The following is a 4419-nucleotide window of genomic DNA, read 5'->3' as shown; positions in this document are numbered from 1 at the left end:
CGCACATCGATGGGATCAGGGCACTTGCCCCACAAAAGGAGGCTGCTGCCTTGCAGCGCCGCGAAGCCAGTGGCCTGCATCAGCATCGCCAGATCTGCGCCTGCCTTTTCGAAGAACTCTGGCAATGAGTCGTCGACGCCAAAGTAGCTGAGGATCAAATCCTCTTGGGAGCGAAGGTGGGGCCGCTCTCGATATAGCTCATTCTCTTGTCGAGCTTTAATCCGGCGTGACAGGCTGCTTGCCAAGGCTTGGCAAGCAAGCTTGGCAGTAAGGGATATAGGTCGCGGCTGATTGTGGTGGCACGCCACGAGGCCCCACAGCACCCCGTCCACGATAATCGACATCGACGCGGACGCCGCCACCCCCATGTTCTTTAGATACTGGATGTGGATTGGAGAAACGCTCCGAAGCATCGAGTCGCTGAGATCTATCGCCGCTAGCCCTTGATCGATACCGACGATTGGCACAGGGACATAGTTCACATCGGTAATGACTCGCACTCGATTGCGAACGTAGAGTGCCCTTGCTTGCTTGGGTATGTCGGACGCCGGGAAATGGTGGTTCAGGAAGCTTGAGGATGCGTCGGCAATACTCTCGCCGACAACCACGCCTGCATCGTCATCGACGAAATGGTAGACCAGAACGCGACCATAGCCGGTCAGGCCCTGAAATGCCTCGGAAGCTTGTTGGCACAGCTCTTGAAGCGAATACGCCTTGTCGAAAATGCTTCCTGCCGCTTGCAACTCCGCAAGGAAGGAGGCGTCCAAGCTGTGCTGCGGGTCCTTGTCCGTCAGTTCGACCACCAGGTACTCGCCAGAAATGAACACCACAGCGTCCATTGTCTTCCCGGCAACCGAAACGTCACCGATTACTTTGGTGCCGGTGGATGGAAGCGTGTCCGTCGTCAAATGGCTCCCTAAGTCGATGACGTCATCCAAGCAAAGTCCCAAGACGTTTTCGTTGATAAATGCATCGTCTCGACCAGCATAGCCAACGACCAATCTCGTCGTGACCTGCGCTATGAGCATGAAACCGTCCGGCTGAATCGAGCCCGGGATATGAATTTGTTCAGCGTCGCAACCGACAATCTCAACATTCAAAACTGGGGGAATCCGAAATTGGGCGTCATTACTAAAAATGACGCACGGTTTGCCGGGGCGTAGGCTTAATCACGTGACCACTTTACTACGCCATTGTACAGCGGCCAAAGTCCTTCCCGTCGATGCCCATAGCCACGAAGTCGTGAGGACCACGCCGCCGGGGGGATCCGATGAAGTCGCGGCCGTCATAAACTGCGAGTTCGTCTGCCATGATCGCCTCCTGGCTGCCCCGTAAATTCGGGGGGCGGGGTGTCAACAAATGAGAACATTCACGCGATTGGCAAAGCGCCTTTAGAGCCGCCTGACGCGCGCCGCGCACCTGCACGCACGTGGGAGCGAAACCAGCGTCGCGCGCAAATCGCCTGCGGAGTCCCACAGCAGGCTCTGGTAAGGCGGCGGCTGTCCGGTGGCGGCCACCATGCGGAACGCCGCCAGCGGCTTGGCCTGACTCGGGAAGCGGCATCCCGGCCTCCGCCATGCCTGCGACCTGTCAAAACCTGTCCTCGCAGCCGGATTTCCGACGCCGGCCGATGTCAACAAATGTAAGCAATTTCGCGCCTCGTCGAATTGACCGAGGTTAGGTCAATCGCCGCAACGTGCGCCTATTGAAAGCACCGCCCCGAAGATTTTTTGCCAGTCATATCGCGGCCAGTTACGTGCAGAGGGTCTGCCACCCTATATGAACGCTATGACCCAAAATTTTGAACCCGTATTTGTCCGAGTGCATGGCGGCAACTATCAGGACGTCGCTGATGCCGTGCGCGCCACTCGATTGCTTTTGACCCATTGGCCAGAGGAATTCGTCGCGAGCGATTTGAAGCGGGCGGCTCTTGCGGCCTGCCTGGCAGCATGGGAGGCCGATGGGAACCCCATGGATGCTCAGGCGGCGTTTGTCCTGGCGGCACACGAGGCGGGAATTCTGGCGCCGGGAAAGGGCGGCCGAGACGCAGACCAGTTAGCTCTAAACCCGCTCGTCGCGCCAACGCCTCACGCCGAGTTTACCGAGGCGGCGGGCTGGGCGGCTACCCGGACGGCATGCATCGCCCCCGCCTGGTCGGGGAAGGTTCCGAGTTTCTTCCCATCGAGCCCCATCGCCAGAAAGTCGTGAGGGCCACGTCGCCGGGTGGATCCGATGAAGTCGCGGCCGTCATAGACGGCAAGGTCATCAATCATGGGCATCTCTGCCTAGTAATTTCGAGTGCGGAAATTCTATAGGGACTTGTCACGCAAGATTGCTACTTCCAAGTCTCTGGGGTCGATCGTCAGTACCTCCGTCTTGCCCGCACTCGTCAGTATTATCCGAGTCGCAATTCGTCGATATGCCAATTGAGAAACCGTGCTGAGCGCTTCGGTATCGGTCTGAACCACATAGGTGCCTGCCGGGTAAGGCCGATCCATCTCAGGAAGTTGGAACGGATGAGCGAATGTCACAGAGGAGTCGGTTGTCTGCTCTGTCACGGCTTTTCGATCAACCTAAACCGCAGAATGCCCATCGGATGCAGACGCAAAATATCGCAACTCTTCGGAGCCGCGCTTGCGCCGGCGTAACGCTGCAATAGCTCGGCCTCGCTCACCATGCGTTCGCCCCGATCCAATAGGTTCTGGATGCGGTAGATGGGAGATTTTCCAAGGGTAATGTATCGCGCCAGAATCCGGAACAGGTCTTGGGTCTTCGGGCTGGGGAGAGAGTTTAGGGCCATGCCGACTATCTCTCCGATGGCGAATTTTTGACCATACATGGAGCGCCTCTTCTTTCATTGGTACCAAGAATTGCGGCGTCAGCATCGTTGCACTTGCACGGATTGCCGCGAGGGCAAAGTGCAGCAGATGCACCGCCTGTCAGGGGAAGTCATTTAACATCCGGCGGCACTAGTCACGGGCTCTCCGAACGAGCGAGATAGGCAAAGCGATCTGTGCCCTTCTCGCTCTGTCCGGACGAGCCCAAAAAACTAGCTCGAAAGACTCTTTTGGCAGGCGTCGGCGACGTCGCGATTCCCCTCTTTGGCTCCGGGAAGCGTCGCCCATCCATTAGAGAGGACAAGGTCTCTGCGTTGGTAACTCGACGCAGCCTTGAGAGCCACAATCCGCTCTGCCGTTTGAGGGTCAGCCTGTGATTGAGCAATGCAAAGTGGGGTCAGCGCGCCAACCAACCGCGTCGTTGCTAATGTTTCGGCACGAGCCTGCGAGGTGCCTCCAGTAACCCAACCGCCCCAAGTGAAGCCCACAACTGCGAGAGCGATTGCTCCGACCGCAGCGCCGACAAGCGAAGGCTGCAACCATTCAAACTTGGTCAAATTCATATCCAGTATTTTTGAGAAAATCATTTGGCCAATCTGTGCATATCATACGACCCTACAAAATAATCGATGATAATTTATGCGTCAGGCCGCGACGAGTAAGTGTTATCATTGACCCATGCCAAAGTTTTTTTGGCAAATTATCACCACCATTCCTCAGTTGAGGAGCGGTAATGCGTCCTTATTATTCAATCAGATGTGACCAAATAGCGTGAAAATCGTGTGGTCGTTGCCACTCATTTCATTGTCCAGCTTTTTAGGGCATCCAAGCGCGACGCCGAGCATTCGGCCCGCAGAAGCGTTAGCTAACTCCCCGCCGACTTCCACCAGCTGTCGCCCTCGACAAAGGGGACGCTGCCGGGCGCTACCCCATCGCGGGACATCTCGGCCTGAACCTCGGCCACGATGTCGTGCTCGTTGGCAGTGTGTGGCGGCGGGAAGGGCCTGCCTCGCTCGATATGCCAACGCATGGTGCGCTTCACGCTGGCGCGCCGTTCGAGCGTGCGCTGCTCTTCTGCGGCGATTGCATCGAGAAGGCCTTGGCGGGCCTCGGGCAGCCGCAACAGCAAGGCGATCCACCTAGCCTGCAGCGCTTCCTCCGATTTCAGGGCGGCGAGCACTTCCGCTATCGAGGGTAGGAACGTCTGGGTGTCCATGATGCGCACGCACGCGGCTTCGAGCGCGCCGACTGTCGGCTCTTGAGCACCAACCCGCTCGGCCAGCATTCGGCCGTAGATGGCGGCGTCACCCTTGCCGGTGGATGGGTTCGAGCCGATGACGAGCGCCAAGCGCTGACTGATCTCGGCCGTGGTGGCCTTGGCTTCGCCGGTTCGCAGTTGGTTCAGGACGGGGCCGGCCACATCTGCTGCCGCGTCCAGCTGAGCAACGAGAGCGGTTGCGATATCTCGGCTATAGACCGCGAACATGTCGCCGCGGAGGATCCGCTCTGCCTCATGGACGACGCCGGTCAGCTCCTCGGCCTTCTTCCGTGCGCGCTCAGAGATGGGCGTCCTAGGTATCGC

At 58.2% G+C, this 4419-nt stretch carries 4 protein-coding genes and 1 pseudogene; 1 reads left to right on the top strand and 4 read right to left on the bottom strand.

Going from position 1 to position 4419, the window contains the following annotated elements:
• The coding region (locus OSH12_RS26125; protein WP_266346568.1) for a GAF domain-containing protein at positions 1 to 1100 on the bottom strand (1100 nt) is incomplete at its 3' end.
• 679 nt (positions 1101 to 1779) lie between these two features.
• Here OSH12_RS26125 and OSH12_RS26325 point away from each other — a divergent pair.
• A pseudogene (locus OSH12_RS26325) lies at positions 1780 to 2010 on the top strand (DUF982 domain-containing protein); the annotation flags it as partial.
• 77 nt (positions 2011 to 2087) lie between these two features.
• Here OSH12_RS26325 and OSH12_RS26120 read toward each other — a convergent pair.
• The 3 genes from OSH12_RS26120 to OSH12_RS26110 form a co-directional block, all read right to left on the bottom strand.
• Entirely contained in the window at positions 2088 to 2273 is a 186-nt protein-coding gene (locus tag OSH12_RS26120) for a hypothetical protein (protein WP_266346567.1), read from the bottom strand.
• Between the two features lie 281 nt (positions 2274 to 2554).
• Positions 2555 to 2839 carry a hypothetical protein gene (locus OSH12_RS26115; protein ID WP_266346566.1) on the bottom strand — a complete coding sequence of 95 codons (285 nt, stop codon included), beginning with the start codon at positions 2837 to 2839 and terminating at the stop codon, positions 2555 to 2557.
• A gap of 863 nt (positions 2840 to 3702) precedes the next feature.
• On the bottom strand, positions 3703 to 4419 hold a 717-nt coding region (locus tag OSH12_RS26110; protein ID WP_266346565.1), incomplete at its 5' end, for a hypothetical protein.

This window comes from Kaistia terrae (assembly GCF_026344005.1).
Taxonomy (GTDB): domain Bacteria; phylum Pseudomonadota; class Alphaproteobacteria; order Rhizobiales; family Kaistiaceae; genus Kaistia; species Kaistia terrae.
The sequence above is the reverse complement of the archived record's forward strand: the minus strand, read 5'-3'. Positions and strand labels throughout refer to the sequence as shown.